The organism is Streptomyces humi, from assembly GCF_001005085.2.
In the GTDB taxonomy this organism is placed as follows: domain Bacteria; phylum Actinomycetota; class Actinomycetes; order Streptomycetales; family Streptomycetaceae; genus Streptomyces; species Streptomyces humi.
Window position 1 is genome coordinate 22,306 of the sequence record NZ_LBMU02000068.1, and the last position, 21,337, is coordinate 43,642.

Below are 21,337 nucleotides of genomic sequence, written 5' to 3' on the forward strand. Positions count from 1 at the left end.
TTGGCCGCTGACGGTGGACGGAACGGCTGGTCAGGGAGCGAGAGCGATGGACAGCGACGGGACGCGGGACGCCCGGGGCACGCATGCCAATCCTGTGCCGCGTCCGGCGGGGCCGCAGGACGCGGGCGCGGTGCCGGCCGAGGCGTCCGTGGCGCCGGCCGGTGCCGCCGCGGTGCCGCCGCGGCCGACGGCGCCGCCGACGGTGCCCCCGCCGCCGGACGGCTCGGCCTTCCTCGGCTGGCTCCGCACCCCCCGCCCGGAGGCGGCACCGGGGGTGTGGCGGTTCGGGTACCGGGCGCGCCCCACGGAGGAGCCCGAGGCGATCCCGGCACGGCAGCTGCTGAGCGGCGCGCTGATCGCCTTCCTGGTCGGCTGGCTGGTCTGGTCGCTGCTGTGGAACGGCTACCTGGGCGGCTGGTGGGTGGTGCCGCTCGAACTGTTCACCCCGGACTCCTGGCGGCACAGCGACGACCGCGTCGGCAACGCGTTCCTCTGGTACGGCTACTACACGCTGATCGCGCTCGCGATCATGTTCGTCGTCGGCCGGCTGGGCCGCTGGGGCGAGGTCTGGCGCCGCTACGGCCCGCCCGCCTGGAACCCGGCCACTCCGGCCGCCGAGCGGCCGCCCGCCCCCGAGCAGGACCCCGCCGAGTTCGTGTACCTCCGTCAGGCAGGTGCCCACGAGGCTGCTGAGCGGCTGGCCGGGGAGGCTCGGGGCGGGCTGATGCGGGACGTGGACCATGCCCGGATCGCCCGCGCCTGGCAGGGCGTGCAGAGCGGCCGGCACGGCATGGCCGCCTTCTCCGCCGCCGTCGTCAAGGACGGCGCCGCCGCCTGCGCACACCCCTCCGGCGAACGCGACCTGCCCGCCCGGCACGCCCGGCACGACCTGGTCACCGGCCAGGTCCGGCTCGGCACCACGGCCGACGACCCCCGCAACCCGTACCACTACCGGGGCACCGGCCTCGCCCTCGGCCCCGAACTGCTCGGCACCTCGCTGCTCGCCGTCGGCCCGGCCGGCTCCGGCAAGACCGGCTCCCTGGTCCGCCCGCTCGCCGAGTCGCTGTGCCTGCACGCGCTCGCCGGGCGTGCCTCTGTGGTCGTCGTCGGCGCGGCCGGCGCCGGACTCGGACCGGCCGACTCCTACGACGTCGTCGTCCGCATCGCCCATCCCGACTCCGTCTACGACCTCGACCTGTACGGCGGCACCACCGACCCCGACGAGGCCGCCGCCATACTCGCCGAGGCCCTCGTCGGCGACCTCGCCGACCCGCATCCCGGCAGCGACAGCCGCCGCTCCACCACCGTCCTCGCCCAGCTGCTCGGCCCCTTCAGGGCGGTGCACGGCCGCTTTCCCTCCGTACCCGAGCTCCGCCAGCTCCTCGACGGCGCCGCCGGCCCGCTGGCCGCGCTCCGCAAGGGCCTCAGCGTCACAGGACACGAGTCGCTGCTGCGCGAACTCGACGCGCGGGAACGGCAGATGGGCCACCCGGGCGACGTCGGCGCGGTCCTCGCCGACCGCATCGCGCTGCTCGACCGCCCCGCCTTCGCCGGCTTCTTCGACACCTCCGGCCAGACCCGCCCGTTCTCCCTCAAGGCCCTCGACCACCCGGTCCGGGTCCGCATCGACCTGCCCGAACGCGGCCACGCCGACGCCTCCCGGATCCTGGCCCGCCTGGTGCTCGCCCAGTTCACGGCGAGCGTGACGGTACGGGACGACCGCTCGCTCTTCGCCTGCCTGCTCCTGGACGACGCGACGGGCGTGGTCACCCCCGAGGCGGTGCGCGCCGTCCAGCGGCTGCGTTCGACGAACGCCGGCGTCGCGCTGACCCTCCGCACCCTCGACGACGTGCCCCGGCCGCTGCGCGGTCCGCTGCTCGGCGCCACCGGCTGCCGGATGGCCTTCGCCGGCCTCACCCCCTGGGACGGGCAGGACTTCGCCGAGGTCTGGGGCAAGGAGTGGACCGAGACCCGGGACGTCACCGACCGCCAGATCATCGCGGAGACCCCCGCGGGCAAGGCGCTGCACGTGGTGCGCCGGGTGATCACCGGAAAGGCGCCCACGGCACGGGCGGTCACCGTCCGGCAGGTGGAGCGGGAGCGCTGGTCCGCCTCCGAACTGGCGCACGGGGTGCCCGCCGGCCACGCGGTCCTCTCCCTGACGACCGTCAAGGGCGAACACGCGCCGCCCCTGCTGGTGGACCTGAGGAGCGGCGGCCGGGGGTGAACACGGACGTACGGGTGACCGTACAGTGAGGCAGAATCGACAGTGGCCGTTCATACGAGACGGCCAAAGCTCCCTGCCGCTGTGCAGGCCGCCTCCGTCCACGACGAAGAGAAGATCTGACGGCCTCATGCCACCGACGCTCGCCTCGCTCGTCCATCACTCCGCGCTCAAACTGACCGTGCGCGCGGGCGAGGACCGCCTCGACGCGCCCGTGCGCTGGGCGCATGTCAGCGAACTCGCCGACCCGGTGCCGTACATGGAGGGCGGGGAACTGCTCCTGATCACCGCGCTCAAGCTGGACGCGGAGGATCCGCAGGCGATGCGGCGGTATGTGAAACGCCTGGTGGGAGCGGGCGTGGTGGGTCTCGGCTTCGCGGTCGGGGTCAATTACGACGAGATCCCCGAGGCCCTGGTCGACGCGGCACGGCAGGAGGGGCTGCCCCTCCTGGAGGTACCGCGCCGCACCCCCTTCCTCGCCATCAGCAAGGCGGTCTCGGCGGCGATCGCGGCCGACCAGTACCGGGCGGTGACCGCGGGCTTCGCCGCCCAGCGCGAGCTGACCAGGCAGGCCCTGAACGCCGGCCCCGAGGGTCTGCTGGCCGCGCTCGCGGCGCAGGTGGACGGCTGGGCGGCGCTCTACGACGCGTCGGGCGCCGTGGTGGCGACGGCACCGGAGTGGGCGGGGCGCAGGGCGGCCCGCCTGACCCCGGAGGTGGAACGGCTCAGGGAACGCCCGGCCCCGGCGTCCTCCGTGGTGGGCGGCCCCGACAACGAGGACCGGGTCGAACTGCACTCCCTCGGCACCGGCCGCCGCCCACGGGCGGCCCTGGCGGTCGGTACGGCCGCGGCGCCGGGTACGGCCGAGCGCTATGCCGTCCACTCCGCGATCGCCCTGCTCACCCTCACGACGGAACGCTCCCGTTCGCTGCACGCGGCCGAGCAGCGGGTCGGGGCGGCGGTGCTGCGGATGCTGCTCGCCGGGCAGCCGGACCACGCCCGGGCCGTCGCCGGGGACCTCTACGGAGGACTGCTCGACGCACCCTTCCGGATGATCGTCGCGGACGCCGGCGGTGAACTGCTGGCCGGCCTCACCGAGGCGGTCGAGTCGGCCGCGGCCCGCTCCGGGGAGGCGGTGCTGGTGGTGCCCGAGGGCGAGGGGCGGCTGGTGGTGCTGGCCGCGCACGGGGGCGCGGCGGTCACGGCGTGCGGGGAGTACGCGGCGGCCCGCGAGGCGGCGCGGACGGCGACGACGGAACAGGCGGGCGGGGACGACGACGAGATGGTGGTGGGCCTCTCCGCGCCCGCCGGCCCGACCGGCGCGGCGGCCGCCTACAAGCAGGCCGAGCAGGCGCTGTCCGTGGCCCGGCGCCGGGGCCGCGTGCTGGTCGAGCACGAGCAGCTGGCGTCGGGGTCGGTGCTGCCGCTGCTCGCCGACGACGCGGTGAAGGCGTTCGCCGACGGTCTGCTGCGGGCGCTGCACGAGCACGACGCGACGGGCCGGGGCGACCTGGTCGCCTCCCTGCGTGCCTGGCTCTCCCGGCACGGCCAGTGGGACGCGGCCGCCGCCGACCTGGGCGTGCACCGCCACACGCTGCGCTACCGGATGCGCAGGGTGGAGGAGATCCTGGGCCGCTCCCTGGACGACCCGGACGTACGGATGGAGCTCTGGCTGGCCCTGAAGGCGACCTCGGCGGACTGACTCCCGAGGCGCCCCTGCCAAAGCGGCGCAACCCCGCCCTCCACCACTACGCTCCGGACAAACGCGCCCGGGCCCGCGCCGACCTACCGTGGACGCGAACGCACATACCTCCAACGCGGAAGGGCCGGGGCCCGCACATGACTTCCACCACCGCCTTCTGGCTCGCCGGCCGCCAGGTCACCGGCGAGGACACCTTCGACGTCACCAGCCCCTGGGACGGCCGTCTCGTCGGCCGGGTCGGCGTGCCCACCGACGCCCAGGTCGAAGAGGCCGTCGCCGCCGCGTACGCCGCGCGCGACGAGTTCGCCGCCACCCCGGCCCACGTACGCGCCGCCGCCCTCGACCACGTCAGCCGCCGGCTCGCCGAGCGCACCGAGGAGATCGCCCAGCTGATCTCCGCCGAGAACGGCAAGCCGATCAAGTGGGCCCGCGGCGAGGTCGGCCGGGCCGTCTCCGTGTTCCGGTTCGCCGCCGAAGAGGCCCGCCGGTTCAACAGCGGCGAGGCCCAGCGCCTCGACACCGACCTCGGCGGCCAGGGCCGGCTCGCGCTCACCCGCCGCTTCCCCAAGGGCGTCGTCCTCGGCATCGCGCCCTTCAACTTCCCGCTCAACCTGTGCGCCCACAAGATCGCCCCGGCGATCGCGGCCGGCGCGCCGATCATCCTCAAGCCGGCTCCGGCCACCCCCCTGTCCGGCCTGATCATCGGCGACCTGCTCGCCGAGACCACGGGGCTGCCGGCCGGCTCCTGGTCGATCCTCCCGGTCGCCAACGACAAGATGGCCGCCCTCGTCCAGGACGAGCGCCTCCCGGTCATCTCGTTCACCGGTTCCGAGAAGGTCGGCTACTCGATCATGGACTCGGTGCCGCGCAAGCACTGCACCCTGGAGCTCGGCGGCAACGGCGCGGCCGTCGTCCTCGGCGACTACGCGAGCGACGCCGACCTCGACTGGGCCGCCACCCGCATCGCGACCTTCTCCAACTACCAGGGCGGCCAGTCCTGCATATCGGTGCAGCGCGTGATCGCCGACGCGGCCGTGTACGACCGTCTCCTGCCGCGCATCGTCGCCGCCGTCGAGGCCCAGGTCACCGGTGACCCCGCCGACGCGAAGACCGACGTCGGCCCGCTGGTCAGCGAGGCCGCCGCGGAGCGCGTCGAGGCGTGGGTGAAGCAGGCCGTCGAGGACGGCGCCACCCTGCTCACCGGCGGCGACCGGGACGGTGCCACCTACGCGCCGACCGTCCTCACGGACGTACCGGCCGACACCACCGTCTCCTGCGAGGAGATCTTCGGACCGGTCCTCACCGTGCAGAAGGTGCACGGCGAGGCCGAGGCCTTCGCCGCCGTCAACGACTCCAAGTACGGCCTCCAGGCGGGCGTCTTCACCCACGACGTGCAGACGGCCTTCCGCGCCCACCGCGCCCTCGAGGTCGGCGGTGTGATCATCGGTGACGTCCCCTCCTACCGCGCCGACCAGATGCCGTACGGCGGCGTCAAGCAGTCCGGCGTCGGCCGCGAGGGCGTGAAGTTCGCGATGGACGACTACACCTACGAGCGGGTTCTGGTCCTCACCGGTCTCGCCCTCTGATCCACTCCCGACGACCACCACGGCCGGAGCCCGCTGTGCGGGGGCTCCGGCCGTGGTGTCGGCCCCTCCGGACCCTCAACCGGAGAAGTCGACGCGCGCGAGCCGCAGGGGGCCGCGCAGTCCGAGACGGAGGTCGTGGACGCCCTCGGCGACGAGGTCCGCGGTGAGCGTGACGTACGTGTACGCGTCCGCGGTCGGCTCACCGAGGCGCAGTACGGCCCGCGGCCGGCCGCCGTCCAGGGCCAGTTCCAGGGTGCCCGAGCCCGCGACCAGCGCCCGGATCCCCGTCACCCCGGCGCCGAAGTCGCAGCCCCGGTAGACGAGTTCACCGGTGCCGGCGTCCTCGGCTGTGACCGCGTCACCCTCCGTCCGCGTACGGTCCACGATCGCGATGCCCGACTGTTCGTCGAAGTCGGCCGCGCCGAGGCCGCGTTCGGCCACCGGCCGCGGTGTCGCCCGCTCGCCGTCCAGGACCAGCGTCGTACGCAGCCTGATGTCCTCGCTGGACGCGCCCACCAGCACGTCGTACGGACCCGGCTCCAGGCGGCGGGCGCCGCGCGTCACGTCCCAGAACCCCAGCGCGGAGAGCGGGACCTCGAAACTCACGCCGGTGCGTTCGCCGGGGGACAGGGTGAGCCGGCGGTGGTCGAGGAGCTCGCGGCGCGGGCGGACCACGGAGGGTTCGACGGCGCGGCCGTAGAGCTGGGGCACCTCGTCGGCCGTCACGTCGCCCGTGTTGGTGATCGTGCAGGAGACGCGCAGCGTCCCGTCGCGGACCTCGGCCGTCAGGTCGGAATAGGAGAAGGACCCGTAGGACAGGCCGTGTCCGAACGGGAAGAGCGGGGTGCCCTCGAAGTAGAGGTAGGTCTGGCGGGAGCCGAGGACGTCGTAGTCGAGGAGACCCGGCAGGTCGGCGTCGGCGGCGTACCAGGTCTGCGGGAGGCGTCCGGCGGGGGAGACGTCACCGGCCAGGACCCGGGCGAGCGCGGTGCCGGCCGCCTGGCCGCCGTGGGCCGTCCAGAGCACGGCCGGCAGCCGGGCCGGGTCCACCGTGTAGGGGTAGGCGGAGGTCAGCGCCAGCACGGTCCTCGGGTTCGCGGCGCGGGCGGCGCGCAGCAGGCGCTCCTGCTGCGGGGGCAGCGCCAGCGTCGTACGGTCCTCGGTCTCCCGGCCGTTGATGTGCGGGTCGTTGCCCGCGACCACCAGGACCGCGTCGGCCGCGGCGGCCACCCTGGTGACGGCTTCCTCGCCGCGCTCGACGATGATCAACTCGAAGACCGACGCGTTCTCGGCGGCAACCCGCACGCCGTCGGCGGCGACCCAGACGTGGCGACCCGTGCCGAGATGCCGGAGGAGGTGACCGTTCTCGTGGGGTTCCAGGCGGAACGTCTCCTGGACGACCCAGCCGCCGGGCTGGTCCGCGGCGGCGCGGACGAATCCGTCGTCGGCGACCGAGAGGTAGCGGCCGTCCGGGGCGCGCAGCGTCAGCACCCCCTCGCCCCAGTCGACGAGCGCGAACTCGGTGCCGGTGGCGTCGGCCGTGAGCGGCGGGAGGTCGGTGCGGCCCGCGAGCAGCGCCGGGTCCAGGGCGCCCGCCGCGCCGCGCACCTCGTCCCCGGCCTCGGGGGCGGCGGGGACGTGCAGGAACGTGCCGTCCGCGAGCCCCAGCCGGACCCGGTCCACGCCCTCCGCGAACTCCACGCGCTGCGCGCCGAACCGCTCGTACAGGCCCTCCAGCGGGGTGGTCCGGTGGATCAGCGTGCCGCTGTACCAGTCGAGCTTGCACTCGTCGGCGAGCAGCCCGACCACCGCGAGCCGGGTGTCGGGGGCGAGCGGCAGCAGGTCGCCGTCGTTCTTGAGGAGGACGACCGCCTGCTCCGCCGCCTCCTGGGCGAGGGCCCGGTGCGCCGGGGTGTCGAACTCGGCGGACTCCGCGGTGGTCCGGTGCGGGTCGTGGTCCGGGTCGAACTCGCCGAGCCGGAACCGCACCGAGAGCTGGCGGCGGACCGCCGTGTCGACGTCGGCCTCCGTCAACAGGCCCCGGGCCAGCGCCCCCTGGACGCGCGCGATGATCCCCGAGGGGTCCGTGCCGTGGTCGGTGAAGCTGTCGACACCGGCCAGCAGGGCGGCCGCGGTGGCCTCCTCATGGGTGTCGAAGTAGTGCTCGTGGTCGACCAGGTTGGAGGGCGCGCCGGCGTCCGAGCAGACCAGCAGTTCCTCGTCGGTCCAGGTGCGCAACGGATCGCGCAGGTACGGGGAGACGTGGTTGGGACGGCCGTTGACCAGGTTGTACGCCGGCATCACCCCGGCCACCGCGCCGGCCCCGACGGTCTCCTCGAAGGCGCGCAGGTCGTACTCGCGCAGCACGCGGGGACGGACCGAGGAGGAGGAAGTGGCCCGGTCCGTCTCGTTGTTGTGGGCCAGCCAGTGCTTCAGGACGGGAGCGGTGCGCCAGTACACCGGGTGGTCGCCGCGCAGCCCGCGGGTGTAGGCGGTGGCGATGGCCGAGGTCAGCTTCGGGTCCTCGGAGTAGCCCTCCTCGTTTCGGCCCCACAGCGGGTGGCGCAGCAGGTTCACCGTCGGGGCCCACACGTTGAGGCCGACACGGTCGTCACGGGCGCGCATCGCCCGGACCTCCTTGGACACGGCCTCCCCGACCCGTCGTACGAGATCGGTGTTCCAGGTCGCGCCGAGCCCCACCGCCTGCGGGAACACCGTCGCCGGGCCCATCCAGGCGACCCCGTGCAGGGCCTCCTGGCCGGTGCGGAAGGCGGCGATGCCCAGGCGCTCCACGGCGGGCGCGAACTGGTGCAGGAAGGAGACCTTCTCGTCCGGCGTGAGCCGCGCCAGCAGATCGTCGATGCGCTTCGCGAACGGCAGGCGCGAATCGCGGAAAGGCGGCGTAGGCGGCGTTTGTGCGGTCACGTGGCGTTCCCCTTGCGATGGAGCGGCGAGGCGCTTTCGAAGCGCTTCGATGCTCATTCGACGCAGGGGTGAGTGTCAAGGGATGCTCACCGTAATTTCAAGCAGCGCAGGCGAAGAGGTCACTTCAGATGGCTGCGAGGAATCTTGGGAGCGGCCCTTGTGCACCCCCGGGTGTTCACTTAACCTCGCAGCAACATCGAAGCGCTTCGACTGGCCGATCCGCCCCCAGGGCCCCACGACCGGGACGCACGTCAACGGCCGAAGGACCGCTTCGGCTCAGCCAGTTCCACTCGAGACACCGCAGCCGACGGCCACCGCCGGGTGTCCTGGTGCGCCATGAAGGGTTGACGCAATGACGCCGAACGCCGCTTCCGCCCCCTCCGGGCCGAGCCGGAGAAGTTTCCTCGCCTCCACGGCAGTCGCCACCGCAGCGGTGGCGGGCGGGATGCCGCTGCTCGCCGCGTGCGGAGGGTCGGACAACGGGTCGGGAGGGGGCTCCTCCTCGGGCAAGGACGCGAAGAAGCTGCTGCCGTCCTACGTCGCCAACAACGTGGTGACGCCGGACATCCCGTCGAAGTACGGCTCCTCGATCGGCTTCACCGGCAAGCTCGACCTGGCGACCCTGAAGACCTCCGTCCCGAAGAAGCTCGGCAAGGGCGGCAAGGTCACCATCATGGCTCCGTTCTGGGGCTCCCCGCCGAAGCAGGACAACGCCTACTACACGGCGATGAACAGCATGATCGGCGTCGACGTCGAGTGGCAGAACCAGGACGGCAACACCTACGACCAGAAACTGGGCGCGGTCCTCGCCTCCAGCGACGTACCGGACGTCGTGGTCGTCCCGAACTGGAACATGGGCGGCAAGATACCCACCGCCATCATCAGCAAGTTCGCCGACCTCGGCCCGTACCTGTCCGGCGACAAGGTCAAGGACTACCCGAACCTCGCCGCCATCCCCACCGACGCCTGGCGCCGCTGCATCTTCGGCGGCAAGCTGCGCGGCCTGCCCATGCCCTCCTCGTACGTGACCAACATCGTGCCCTTCTACCGCAAGGACATCTTCGACAAGAAGGGGTACGAGGTCCCGCGCTCGGCGGACGAGTTCCTGGCCCTCGCCAAGGAGATCACCAACGCCAAGGCCAAGCGCTGGGCCTGCATGGACATGAAGTGGACCGCCTGGCAGATGTTCAGCGTGCTCTCCGGCAGCGAGAAGCCGCTCGGCTGGAACCTCGTCGACGGCAAGCTGATCAACCGCATCGAGACCCAGGAGTACCTCGAAGCGCTGGAGTGGACCCGCAAGCTCTTCGCCGCCGGGGTCGTCCACCCCGACTCCATGCTGGGCAAGAACGCCCCCGACGCGGGACCGAAGTTCGCGGCCGGCGAGTTCCTGATCTACCCCAACGACATCAGCCAGTGGTGGAGCCGCACCGCCGAACAGGCCACCCAGAACCCGGACTACAAGATCTGGGGCATGGACGTCTACGCCCACGACGGCGGCAACCCGCAGGTCTGGGCCGAACAGCCCGCCGGCATCTTCGCCTTCGTCAACAAGAAGGCCTCCGAGTCGGTCATCCACGACGTGCTGGCCGTCGCCAACACCACCGCCGCGCCGTACGGCACCAAGGAGTACATGGCCACCAACTACGGCGTCGAGGGCACCCACTACACCGTCAAGAACGGTGTGCCCACCAAGACCACCCAGGGCAACAACGAGGTCATCAACGCCTACGTCATGGTCGCCAGCCCCGCCTCCACCATCGCCCACCCCGACTTCCCCGAGGTCGCCAAGGCCCAGGTGGAGTGGCAACAGCGGATGGGCTCCTTCACCAGGAAGTCCAGCTTCTTCGGCCAGATGATCACCGAGCCGTCCCGCTACACCAACCTCATGAACGACTTCGAGCAGCTCGAAGACGACATCACGCGCGGCCGCAAGAAGATCAGCGACATGCAGCAGGCCGTCTCCGACTGGAAGAGCAAGGGCGGCGACAAGCTGCGCGACTGGTACCAGAAGCTGCTCGACGACAACGGTTCGTCCGCGAGCTGACCAGGCACCGAGGCAAGGAGAACGGCCGTGTCCCACAGCACGGTGCCTCGCAGCAGAGCCGAGGCAGACGACGACAGGGCGGGGAGGACTCCGGTGGCGTCCGACGGCACCACCGGAGGCGGGAAGAGGGAGAAGACCGGGAAGCTGAGCCTGCGCCTCAGATTCAGACGCGACCGCACGCTGATCCTGATGACGCTGCCGGCGGTCCTGCTCCTCCTGGTCTTCAACTACCTGCCGATCCTCGGCAACATCGTCGCCTTCCAGGACTACGACCCCTACGTCAGCGACAACGGCATCGTCTCCATGCTGCACAGCGCCTGGGTGGGCGTGGAGAACTTCCAGCAGATCTTCGCCGACTCGGCGTTCTGGAACGCGGTGCAGAACACGCTGGTGCTGTTCTTCCTCCAGCTCGTGCTGTTCTTCCCGATCCCCATCGCGCTCGCCCTGCTGATCAACAGCGTGGTCCGGCCCCGGGTGCGGGCGATCGCACAGGCCGTCCTGTACCTCCCGCACTTCTTCTCGTGGGTACTGGTCATCTCCGTCTTCCAGCAGATCTTCGGCGGCGCGGGCCTGCTGTCGCAACTGCTGCGGCAGCACGGCTACGCCGGCATCAACATCATGTCCGACCCGTCGACCTTCAAGTTCCTGGTCACGGCGGAGGGCGTCTGGAAGGACGCCGGCTGGGGGATCATCGTCTTCCTGGCGGCGCTGGCATCCGTGAGCCCCGACCTCTACGAGGCGGCGGCGATGGACGGAGCGGGCCGCTGGCGCCGCATGTGGCACGTCACCCTCCCCGCCCTCCGGCCGGTGATCGCCCTGCTGCTGGTGCTGCGGGTGGGTGACGCGCTGACGGTCGGTTTCGAGCAGATCCTGTTGCAGCGTGATGCCGTCGGCCCCGGGGCCTCGGACGTCCTCGACACCTTCGTCTGGTGGAACGGCGTCCGCAACCAGGACTTCGGCTACGCGGCCGCCGCGGGCCTCGTCAAGGGCGTGGTCAGCATCGGACTGGTCCTCGCCGCGAACAAGGTGGCCCATCTCATGGGCGAGCAGGGGGTGTACAAGAAATGACCGCGATCATCGACGAGCCGCCCGTACGGGAACCGTCCCGGTGGGCCGCGCCGCCCCGCCCGGTCTGGGAGGAGGAGCCGAGCAAGGCCGGCGTGGCCGGCAAGGGACTCGTCCTCGCCCTGGCCTGCCTCGGCATCCTCTTCCCGCTGTGGATCATCGTCGTCACCAGCCTGTCCTCGCGGAAGACGATCGACCAGGCCGGTGGTCTGGTGATGGTGCCCAAGGGCATCACCTTCGTCGCCTACAAGGAACTGCTGAGCGGCGGCCAGGTCACCCGGGCCACGATCATCAGCATCGCGATCGCCCTGGTCGGCACGCTGTTCTCGATGGCCGTGTCGGTGCTGTGCGCCTACGGCCTCTCGCGCACCGGCTCGCTGGGCCACCGCTGGTTCCTGATGCTGCTGCTCGCGACGATGTTCTTCAGCGCGGGCCTGATCCCGACGTACCTGCTGGTCCAGTCCCTGGGACTGACCGACAGCTACCTGGCGCTGATCCTCCCGAGCGCGGTGAGCGTCTTCAACATCCTCGTCCTGCGCGGGTTCTTCATGGGCATCTCGCAGGAACTCGTCGACAGCGCACGCATCGACGGCGCGGGGGACCTTCGGATCCTGTGGCAGATCGTCATGCCGCTGTCCCGGGCGGTGCTGGCCGTGATCACCCTGTTCTACGCGGTGGGGTACTGGAGCGCCTGGTTCAACGCGTCCCTCTACCTCAACGACCAGGACATGATGCCGCTGCAAAACGTCATGATCCAGCTCGTCCAGAAGCAGGAGGCCCCGGTGGGGCTGGGCCAGGCGATCAAGACGGGTGAACTGTCGGGGCTGGCGGTGCAGATGGCGGTGATGGTGATGGCGCTGCTGCCGGTCGCGGTCCTCTCGCCGTTCGTCCAGAAGCACTTCAAGAAGGGAATGCTGACCGGGGCGGTCAAGGGGTAGCCGGCCTCGCGATTCGAAGGGGGCCGACTTCGCGTTCCGAAGGGGGCCGACCGCGCGTTCCGAAGGGGGCGGTGGGGGAGCGTCGGCGGCTGCGGGTGGTTCGTGGCTGGTCGCGCAGTTCCTCCCCCAGCCTTCGGCCGGGGGTACCCCCAGCGCCCCTGGGCAGGAATCCGCGCCGCCCGCCGCAAAGCCATCCAGCTGCGGGCATGCGGGCCGCCAGGGGCGGCACGGGTGGGCCCAGCGGCACCTGCCAGCGCGGTAAGCGGCCCTCCCCCGCCCTCAGCCCCCACCCCGGACCACCAACCCACCCACGCCCACCGAAGGTTCCCCATGTCCAGCCTGAGCCGCAGAACCGTTCTCGCCGGTACGGCAGCAGTGACCGCCCTCACCGGAATCCCGGCCCTCGCCGCCGCCCCCGCCCACGCGGCCGAGCCCCAGCCGCAGGCGTACCGCTGGCGCAACGCGGTGATCGGCGGCACCGGATTCGTCACCGGCGTCCTCTTCCACCCCACCGCACCCGGTCTCGCCTACGCCCGGACCGACATCGGCGGCGCCTACCGCTGGGACGCCCGTGCCGCCCGCTGGACACCGCTCACCGACCACCTCGGCTGGGACGACTGGAACCTCCTCGGTGTGGAGGCGATGGCCGTCGACCCCGCCCACCCGGACCGGCTCTACCTCGCCCTCGGCACCTACGCCCAGTCCTGGGCCGGAAACGGCGCGGTGCTGCGCTCGGACGACCGCGGCGCCAGCTGGACCCGGACCGACCTCACCGTCAAGCTCGGCGCCAACGAGGACGGCCGGGGCATGGGCGAGCGCCTCCTCGTCGACCCCCGGGACAGCGACACGCTGTGGCTGGGCACCCGGCACGACGGGCTGCTCAGGTCGACGGACCGGGGCGCCACCTGGTCGCCGGTCACCGGCTTCCCGCCCGCCCCCACCGCCGCCGGCCAGGGCGTCAGCCTGCTCGTCGCCGTCGGCCGTGCGGTGTACGCCGGCTGGGGCGACGGCGACGGCGGCGCCACCGCCGTCAACCTGTACCGCACCATCGACGGCGCCACCTGGGAGCCCGTACCCCGACAGCCCACCGGCACCGCCGCCAAGGTCCCGGTCCGCGCCGCCTACGACCGTCACGCCCGCGAGCTGTACGTGACGTACGCCGACGCTCCCGGCCCGAACGGCCAGGCCGACGGAAGCGTGCACAAGCTGGCCGTCGGCAGCGACCGGTGGTCCGACGTCACCCCGGTCGTGCCCGGCGGCGGCGACACCTTCGGCTACGGCGGGGTCGCCGTCGACGCCCGCCGGCCCGGCACCGTCGTCGTCTCCACCAACAACCGGTGGACGGCCGTCGACACCCTCTACCGGACCACCGACGGCGGCCGTACCTGGACGTCCCTCAAGGACTCCGCGGTCTTCGACGTGTCCGAGACTCCCTTCCTCAAGTGGGGGGCCGAAGAGCCCAAGTTCGGGTGGTGGATCCAGGCCGTGGCCGTCGACCCGTACGACTCGAAGCACATCGTCTACGGCACCGGCGCCACCCTCTACGGCACCCGCGACCTGGTCCACTGGGCGCCGCGGATCCGCGGCCTGGAGGAGACGTCGGTGCTCCAGCTGGTGTCGCCCCCGGTCGGGGAGGCGCACCTGCTCAGCGGCTCGGGGGACATCGGCGTCATGTACCACGAGCGGCTCACCGCGTCTCCGTCCCGCGGTATGGCCTCGAACCCCGTGTTCGGGTCGGCGACGGGGCTCGCGCAGGCCGCGGGCAGGCCGGCGTACGTGGTCCGCACGGGCTGGGGCGACCACGGCAACGGCGCGTACTCGAACGACGGGGGCCGGACCTGGGCGCCCTTCGCCGCCCAGCCCTCCCTCGCCCACGACGCACCGGGGCCGATCGCCGCCAACGCCGACGGCAGCGTGCTGCTGTGGTCCTTCGTGCACTGGGACGGGACCAAGTACCCCGCCCACCGGTCGGACGACAACGGCGCCACCTGGACCGAGATCCCCTCCTTCCCGAAGGGCGCCACGCCGGTCGCCGACCCGGCCGACCCGACGCTCTTCTACGCGTACGACACCGACACCGGAACACTACGGGCCAGCACTGACAGTGGCCGTTCGTTCACCGCGCGTGCGACCGGGCTGCCCGCCGGGGACAGCCAGTTCCAGCTGGCCGCGGCGCCCGGCAGGTCCGGTGACCTGTGGCTGAGCGTGAAGTGGAACGGGCTGTACCGCTCCACCGACGGCGGGGCCACCTTCGCCGAGATCGCCACCTGCCGGGCCGCGTACACCCTCGGCTTCGGCAAGGCGGCGCCCGGTGCCGGCTACCCGGCGGTCTACCTGGTCGGCTCCACCGATTCCGGCACCGCCGTCCACCGCTCCGACGACGAGGCCGGATCCTGGACCCGGATCAACGACGACCGGCACCAGTGGGGCTGGACCGGACAGGCCGTCACCGGCGACCCGCGCGTGTACGGCAGGGTCTACCTGGCCACCAACGGGCGCGGCATCCAGTACGGGGAGCCCCGCTGATGCCGGGGCTCACCGACGCCACCCGCGGCCGGCTCCTCTTCGGCGGCGACTACAACCCCGAGCAGTGGCCCGAGGAGACCTGGCACGAGGACGTCCGGCTGATGAAGGCCGCCCACGTCAACTCCGTGACCCTGGGCGTCTTCTCCTGGGCGAGACTCGAACCCCGGCCGGGGGAGCGGGACTTCGGGTGGCTGGACCGGCTCATGGACCTGATGCACGACAACGGCATCGGCGTCGTCCTCGCCACGCCGACCTCCGCCCCGCCGCCGTGGCTGGGCCGGCTGCACCCCGACACCCTGCCCCGGGACGCCGACGGCCGTACCGAGTGGTGGGGCGGCCGCCAGCACTTCTCGCACTCCAGCGCCACCTACCGCCGCCATGCCGCCGCCATCACCGAGGACCTCGCCGCGCGCTACGCCGGCCATCCCGCCCTCACCATGTGGCACATCAACAACGAGTACTGCACCTACGACCACGGCGACGAGGCCGCCGCCGCCTTCCGGCGCTGGCTGCGCGAGCGCTACGGCACCCTCGACGCCCTCAACACCGCGTGGGGCACGGCGTTCTGGAGCCAGGGCTACGACAGCTGGGACGCCGTACTGCCCGCCCGCCACACCCACTACCTGAAGAACCCCACCCAGGTGCTGGACTTCCGCCGCTTCACCTCCGACATGCTCCTGGAGTGCTACACCGCCGAGCGGGACATCGTCGCCCGGCACACCCCGCACATCCCGGTGACCACCAACTTCATGCCGCTGTGGACCGGCCTGGACGCCTGGCGCTGGGCGGCCGAGGAGGACGTCGTCTCCGTCGACCTCTACCCCGACCCGCGGGACCCCCTCGGTCCGCAGCACGGGGCGCTCGTCCACGACCTCACCCGCTCCCAGGCGCGCGGCCCCTGGATGCTCATGGAACAGGCCGCCGGGCCGGTCAACTGGCGCGGGGTGAACCACCCCAAACCGCGCGGCCTCAACCGCCAGTGGTCCCTCCAGGCGGTGGCCCGCGGCGCGGACGCCGTCTGCTACTTCCAGTGGCGGCAGTCGAGGCAGGGCGCGGAGAAGTTCCACTCCGGGATGGTCAGCCACGCGGGGGAGGAAGGCCGTACCTACCAGGAGATCAGGCAGCTGGGCGCCGAACTGGCCACGATCGGCGCCGAGGTGACGGACACCCACATCGGCGCGGACATCGCGATCCTCCACGACTGGCACTCCTGGTGGGCCGGGGCCCACGAGGGCCGGCTCTCCACCGAGGTCGACCTCCCCGACGTCCTGCACGCCTGGCACCGGGCGCTGTGGGAGTCGAACCTCACCACCGACTTCGCCCACCCCGAACACGACCTGTCCGCCTACCGGCTGGTCGTCGTCCCGCAGCTCTACCTGCTCACCGACACCGCGATCGACAACCTCCTCGGCTACGTCCGCGGCGGCGGCACGCTCGTCAGCGGATTCCTGACCGGCGTCGCCGACGAGGACGACCGGATCCGCCCCGGTGGCATGGACGCGCGGCTGCGCGAGCTGTTCGGCATCCGCACCCTGCACGAGTGGTGGCCGCTGGAGGCGGGGGAGAGCGTCGCGTGCCAGGGGTTCCGGGGAACCCTGTGGTCGGAGGAGATCGAGGCCGCGGCCGGTGTCACGGAGACGGTGCCGTACGACGGCGGCGAACTCGACGGGCTGCCGGCCGTGCTGCGCAACGGGCGTGCCTGGTACGTCTCCACGCTGCCGGAGCCGGAGGCACTGCGGGCGCTGCTCGGCCGGATCGCCGCCGCGGCGGGCGTCAGGCCGGTGCTGGAAGGACTGCCGGCCGGTGTCGAGGCGGTCCGCCGGGGCGATCTGCTGTTCCTGTTCAATCACGGGCCTGATCAGGTAAATGTGCCGGTCATGGGAACACATCGAGATCTGCTGACCGGTACGGGCGCCACGGACGGGATCGTCCTCGGCCGCTACGGAGCGGCGGTGCTCAAGCCGTGACCGCCACCGGCCCCGTCCACGGCACCTGGGAGCCCGCCCCCGCCGCCCGCTGGGAGGACGCCTTCCTGAGCGGCAACGGCCGGCACGGCGCCCTCGTGTTCGGTGATCCGAACGACGACCGTGTCATCGTCACCCAGCACACCCTGGTCCGCCCGAACGGCGGCGAACAGGCCCGCCCGCCCCGCCTGGCCGCCCAGCTCGCCGACGTCCAGGACAGGCTGCTCGCCGGCGAGCGGGACGCCGCCGAGCGCCTCACCGACGGCCGCCCGCTCCAGTGGGTGCAGCCCTTCCACCCCGCGTTCCAGACCCGGCTGCGCAGACCGCACGGCCGGACCGACGGCTACCACCGCGCCGTCGACTTCACCACCGGTGAGGTCACCGCCACCACCGCCGACCGGACCAGCAGGGTCTTCGTCTCCCGCGCGGACGACGTGATCGTGCAGCACGTCACCGGCGCCGCCGGCCTCGACCTGGGCATCACCCTCGACCACCGGCTCCCCGGCGCCCCCTCCGACCTGGGCATCGGCCACGGCACGCTGCGCACCCCGGAAGGCGCCCTGCTCAGTCTCCGCGCCCGTTACCCCGGCAGCGACCGCGCCGTCACCGGCGTCACCCTGGTCGCCGTCACCGGCGGCTCCACCGGACTCGTCCCGCCGGGCGTCCGCGTCACCGGCGCCGAGGCCGTCCTCCTCCTCACCCGGGTCCGCCGCCACACCGGCGAACTCGACGTGACCGCCGAGGCGCGCGAACTGCGCGACCTGCTCACCGACGGGCAGCCGTACGACACCCTGCTCGCCCGCCACCTCGACCGGCACCGCACCGCCTACAACCGCGTCACCCTCGACCTGGCCGCCGCCCCGGCCGCCCGTGCCCTCCCCGGCTCGCAGTTGCTGAAGCGGGCCGCCGAACCCGCCCTGCTGGAACGGCTCTTCGCGGCCGGCCGCTACCACCTGCTCTCCGCCTCCGGCCTCAACCCGCCCCGGCTGACCGGACTGTGGACCGGCGACTGGGACACCGCCTGGTCCGGTGCCTTCACCAACGACGCCAACGTGAACCTCCAGACGGCCTCGGCCGCGGCCGCCGCCCTCCCGGAAGTCACCGAGGCGTGCGCCGCACTGGTCCAGCGCCAGCTCGGGGACTGGCGGGAGAACGCCCGCGCGGTCTTCGGCGCCCGGGGCGTGGTGGCACCCGCCCACAGCGACGGCGAGTCCGGGCTGTCGTACCACTTCAGCCGCGAGTACCCGCTGCACCTGTGGACGGCCGGTGCCGACTGGCTGCTGAAACCGCTCGTCGACCACGACGAGATCCGCGGCGGGCGCGATCCGCGGACGGCGGCGGCGCTCGCCGAGGTCGCCGCGTTCTACGAGGACTTCCTCACCCGGACCGACCCCGACGGCCGGCTCGTGATCGTCCCCTCCTACTCGCCCGAGAACCGGCCGGCGAACGGCGGCTGGGGCGCGGTCAACGCGGCGATGGACCTGTCCGCGGCCCGGCACGCCCTGCGCACGGCCGCCGACTACCACCCCGGTCCGGACGCCGACCGCTGGCGCGCCCTCGCGGACCGGCTGCCCCCGCACCGGATCAACGCCGACGGCGCCCTCGCCGAGTGGGCGTGGCCGGGCCTCGACGACACCTACGACCACCGCCACCTCAGCCACCTCTACGGCGTCTGGCCGCTCGACGAGATCACCCCGTACGACACCCCGGAGCTCGCGGCCGCCGCCCACCGCGCGCTCGAACTGCGCGGCGCCGAGAACGACTCGGCCCACGGACACCTCCACCACGCGCTCGTGGCGGCCCGGCTGCGGGACGGCGACCGGGTCACCGCCGCCCTCGCCCACGTCCTGGAGGGCGACTTCTTCCACGCCTCCCTGATGAGCGCCCACTACCCGGACCGCGACGTCTACAACGCCGACGCCGCGCACACCCTGCCCGCCGTGCTCGTCGAGGCCCTGGTGCAGTCCACCCCGGACCGCCTGGTCCTCCTGCCGGCCCCGCCGAGCGCCCTGGGCACGGGCCGGCTGCACGGCGTCCGCACCCGATTCGGAGCCGAACTCGACCTCGACTGGGCCCCCGGCGGAGCGCGCGCCGTCCTGAAGCCGTCCCGGACGCTCCGGATCGACCTGTGGACCTCCTCCGGCGCCCGGCCGCTCGACCTCGTCGCCGGAGAAGAACACGTCCTCACCCTGGGGACGTGGTGACCGCGCAATTCCCCCCACCCATGGAAGGGACACCATGGCAACACGCACGTATCGCAGGGTCGCCAAGGCCCTGATCGCCCCCGCGCTCGCCCTCGGCGCCACCGTCGGCCTGGCCTCCGCACCCGCCTCGGCCGCCGTCTGGAGCTCCTGCGACCAGTGGGGCAACACCACGCTGAACGGCTACACCCTCTACAACAACATCTGGGGCTCCGGCGCCGGCAGCCAGTGCATCTGGGCCAACTCCGGCACCAACTGGGGTGTCTGGGCCAACCACCCCAACACCGGCGGCATCAAGTCCTACCCCAACGCCAAGGCGGTGATCAGCAAGTCGATCACCTCGCTGTCCTCGCTCTCCAGCAGCTACAACGTCACGGTCCCGTCGTCCGGCGCGTACAACACGTCGTACGACATCTGGGACACCGGCTACAAGTACGAGATCATGCTCTGGATGAACCACACGGGTGCCGTGGGCCCGCTCGGCACCTCGCAGGGCACGCTGACCCTGGGCGGTCACACCTGGACCGTGTACAAGGGCAACAACGGCTCGAACGACGTCTTCTCGTTCGTGCGCACCTCGAACTCGTCCTCCGGCACCGTCAACGTGCTGCCGATCCTGAAGTGGATCAAGGACACCAAGGGCTGGTTCGGGAACGTCACCATCGGTGACTTCCAGTTCGGCTTCGAGATCACGTCCTCGTCCGGCGGGCTGGACTTCGCCGTGAACAGCGAGAGCGTCAGCAGCAGCTGAGCGACGGGCCGGCCCCGCGTGCGGTGCGGGACCGGCCCCCCTCGCGGTCGGGCCCGGCCCCCTCGCGGTCGAGCCGGTCGACCCCGTGGTCAGGACCGGTCCACCCCGCGGTCGAGCCTGTCGACCCCGTGGTCAGGACCGGTCGACCTCGGCGCGCAGCGCGTTGTAGTCGGCGAAGGCCGCGTCGACGTCGGCGCGGCTCAGTCCGTAGCGGGCCAGGTCGTAGGCGTGCACCCGGGTGCCCTTCGGGCGGGCCGTGACGGCCGGGAGCCGGGCCGCGTCGGCCTCGGTCCAGCGGGCGCCCACGGCCGCGTACAGCTTCGGGGCGCCCGCGGCCGGGTCGGCGCCCAGCCACGAGTACGGCACGTCGACGAGCAGTTCGCGGGGGACGGCCGCCCGGGCGGCCAGGCCGCGGGACGCCGACCGGGCCAGCAGCGCCAGCCAGGTGGCGCCGATCCACTCCGGGTCGACGGGACGGGTGTTGACCGCCATGCCGTGCTCGACCAGGCTACAGAAGGAGGCCACGGCGGTGGCCGGATCACGGTGTGTCCAAACGATCGTGGCGTCCGGGAAGACCGCGCGCAGCGCGTCCAGGTTCTCCAGGTGCAGCGGCGACTTCAGCACCCAGCGGCGGCGCGGGCGCCCGTACTGGAGCACCTGGTAGATCTGCTTGAGGTAGCGGTAGTCCGCCTCGAAGTCACGGGCCTCGTGCCAGGGCAGGTACTCGGGGATCACGGCCTGGGACAGCGGCATCACGGTGTGCGGCAGCGCGAAGGTGCACTCCTCCGGGCCCTCGGGGCGCAGGGCGTGGATGTGCCGGAACCGCGGCGCGAACAGGTTGATCCCGCCCACCAGGCGGCGGGCGGTCGCGATCGCCTTCTCCCGTTCCGCGGGGGTGCGTTCCAGGTCGGGGGTGAGCAACTCCCAGAGCAGCGGGCAGCGGTGGTCCGCGGAGAGGGACAGCACGCTGTGCGTGAGCGTGGTGGCGGTGCGCGGCAGGCCCACCACGAACACCGGCCGATCGACCGGTTCCCGCTCGATCGCGGGGTGCTCGGCGAGCAGCCGGCGGATCCGGGCCCGGTTGGCGAGATGGCGGCCGACGTGTCCGCGCGCGGACAGCCAGCCGACCGGGGTGAGGTGCTCGGCGTCCGACCAACATCGCAGCAGGAACCGGAAGTCGTCGGTGAACCGCTCGTCGCCCTCCGTCCGCCCGGCCGCCTCGAGCAGCCGGTCGAAGGCGAGGTCGGGCGTGCGGCGCGCGCGGGCGGCCGGTCTGAGCAGCGCGTTGGCGAGCGTGAGGGAGAGCGGACCGGAGGACACGGCAGCGGATCCCTTCGTGGGGGACAGGGGAGGGGATACTGACTACCCTCCTCAACTGGTCCCGCACACTGCCGAGTTGAGACAATCACCG

The 21,337-nt window shown here is 72.5% G+C and carries 12 protein-coding genes; 10 read left to right on the plus strand and 2 right to left on the minus strand.

Features of this window, described 5'->3' with window-relative positions:
- The first annotated feature begins 46 nt into the window (after positions 1 to 46).
- The 3 genes from AAW13_RS27435 (at position 47) to AAW13_RS27445 (ending at position 5,512) form a co-directional block, all read left to right on the plus strand.
- Entirely contained in the window at positions 47 to 2,227 is a 2,181-nt protein-coding gene (locus tag AAW13_RS27435; RefSeq protein WP_046731826.1) for a hypothetical protein, read from the plus strand.
- A gap of 127 nt (positions 2,228 to 2,354) precedes the next feature.
- Positions 2,355 to 3,926 (plus strand): PucR family transcriptional regulator, encoded by a 1,572-nt coding sequence (locus AAW13_RS27440; RefSeq protein ID WP_046731825.1) that lies wholly within the window; start codon positions 2,355 to 2,357, stop codon positions 3,924 to 3,926.
- 137 nt (positions 3,927 to 4,063) lie between these two features.
- Positions 4,064 to 5,512 (plus strand): aldehyde dehydrogenase family protein, encoded by a 1,449-nt coding sequence (locus AAW13_RS27445; protein WP_046731824.1) that lies wholly within the window; start codon positions 4,064 to 4,066, stop codon positions 5,510 to 5,512.
- 75 nt (positions 5,513 to 5,587) lie between these two features.
- Here AAW13_RS27445 and AAW13_RS27450 read toward each other — a convergent pair whose 3' ends face one another.
- Positions 5,588 to 8,437 carry a glycoside hydrolase family 3 protein gene (locus AAW13_RS27450; protein WP_046731823.1) on the minus strand — a complete coding sequence of 950 codons (2,850 nt, stop codon included), beginning with the start codon at positions 8,435 to 8,437 and terminating at the stop codon, positions 5,588 to 5,590.
- 352 nt (positions 8,438 to 8,789) lie between these two features.
- On the opposite strand from AAW13_RS27450, the gene AAW13_RS27455 reads away from it, so the two are divergent.
- The 7 genes from AAW13_RS27455 to AAW13_RS27485 all read left to right on the plus strand — a co-directional run bounded on the left by AAW13_RS27455 (position 8,790) and on the right by AAW13_RS27485 (position 19,926).
- Positions 8,790 to 10,481: an extracellular solute-binding protein gene (locus AAW13_RS27455; protein ID WP_046731822.1), complete on the plus strand. Its 1,692-nt coding sequence runs from the start codon at positions 8,790 to 8,792 to the stop codon at positions 10,479 to 10,481.
- Positions 10,482 to 10,508: 27 nt separating this feature from the next.
- A complete protein-coding gene (locus AAW13_RS27460; protein WP_046731821.1) occupies positions 10,509 to 11,549 on the plus strand; it encodes an ABC transporter permease in 1,041 nt (346 codons plus the stop codon).
- Entirely contained in the window at positions 11,546 to 12,484 is a 939-nt protein-coding gene (locus AAW13_RS27465) for a carbohydrate ABC transporter permease (RefSeq protein ID WP_046731820.1), read from the plus strand. The genes AAW13_RS27460 and AAW13_RS27465 overlap by 4 nt, the downstream gene beginning before the upstream one ends.
- A gap of 330 nt (positions 12,485 to 12,814) precedes the next feature.
- Positions 12,815 to 15,010, plus strand: a complete 2,196-nt coding sequence (locus AAW13_RS27470) for a sialidase family protein (protein ID WP_071659702.1) — start codon at positions 12,815 to 12,817, stop codon at positions 15,008 to 15,010.
- The gene (locus AAW13_RS27475) at positions 15,010 to 16,977 is read left to right on the plus strand and encodes a beta-galactosidase (RefSeq protein WP_071659703.1); all 1,968 of its coding nucleotides are present in this window, start codon (positions 15,010 to 15,012) and stop codon (positions 16,975 to 16,977) included. The genes AAW13_RS27470 and AAW13_RS27475 overlap by 1 nt, the downstream gene beginning before the upstream one ends.
- On the plus strand, positions 16,974 to 19,178 hold the full coding sequence (locus tag AAW13_RS27480) for a glycosyl hydrolase family 95 catalytic domain-containing protein (RefSeq protein WP_071659704.1): 2,205 nt from the start codon (positions 16,974 to 16,976) through the stop codon (positions 19,176 to 19,178). Before AAW13_RS27475 ends, AAW13_RS27480 begins: the two co-directional genes overlap by 4 nt.
- A gap of 34 nt (positions 19,179 to 19,212) precedes the next feature.
- The gene (locus tag AAW13_RS27485) at positions 19,213 to 19,926 is read left to right on the plus strand and encodes a glycoside hydrolase family 12 protein (protein ID WP_071659705.1); all 714 of its coding nucleotides are present in this window, start codon (positions 19,213 to 19,215) and stop codon (positions 19,924 to 19,926) included.
- A 132-nt stretch (positions 19,927 to 20,058) separates the two neighbouring features.
- Here AAW13_RS27485 and AAW13_RS27490 read toward each other — a convergent pair whose 3' ends face one another.
- The gene (locus tag AAW13_RS27490) at positions 20,059 to 21,246 is read right to left on the minus strand and encodes a sulfotransferase family protein (protein ID WP_071659706.1); all 1,188 of its coding nucleotides are present in this window, start codon (positions 21,244 to 21,246) and stop codon (positions 20,059 to 20,061) included.
- Between the last annotated feature and the right edge of the window lie 91 nt (positions 21,247 to 21,337).